Genomic DNA, 403 nt, shown 5'->3' with positions numbered 1-403 from the left:
GCTTATGAGTATCGTACAATCGATGCTTCAGCGGCAAAAATTGTTGAAACTGCAAAACGCACTGGTGCGCAAGTGGTTGGCCCAATTCCTTTACCAACTGAACGTGCTTTATACACTATTTTACGTTCGCCTCATAAGCACAAGGATTCACGAGAACAATTTGAAATGCGTACACATAAACGCTTGATTGATTTGGTTAACCCAACTGATAAGACTGTTGACTCACTTCTTAAGTTAGACCTCCCAGCTGGTGTTGCAATTGAAATCAAGCTTTGATCATTTAATAATTTAAGGAGAAAGTCATGACAAAAGGTATCTTAGGCCGAAAAGTCGGTATGACTCAGGTTTTTACTGATAAAGGCGAGCTGATTCCTGTGACTGTCATTGAAGCATTACCAACTGT

General features: G+C 40.2%; 1 protein-coding gene and 1 pseudogene. Both read left to right on the top strand.

Annotated elements, in window-relative coordinates; genetic code table 11:
• The coding region (rpsJ, locus tag KH893_RS12725; protein ID WP_281166389.1) for a 30S ribosomal protein S10 at positions 1-276 on the top strand (276 nt) is incomplete at its 5' end.
• 26 nt (positions 277-302) lie between these two features.
• Positions 303-403 (top strand): annotated as a pseudogene (locus KH893_RS12720) (50S ribosomal protein L3); the annotation flags it as partial.

This window comes from Liquorilactobacillus sicerae, from assembly GCF_029916425.1.
GTDB lineage: Bacteria > Bacillota > Bacilli > Lactobacillales > Lactobacillaceae > Liquorilactobacillus > Liquorilactobacillus sicerae.
Note: the sequence above shows the minus strand (reverse complement) of the source record. Positions and strands in the feature narration are given on the sequence as shown.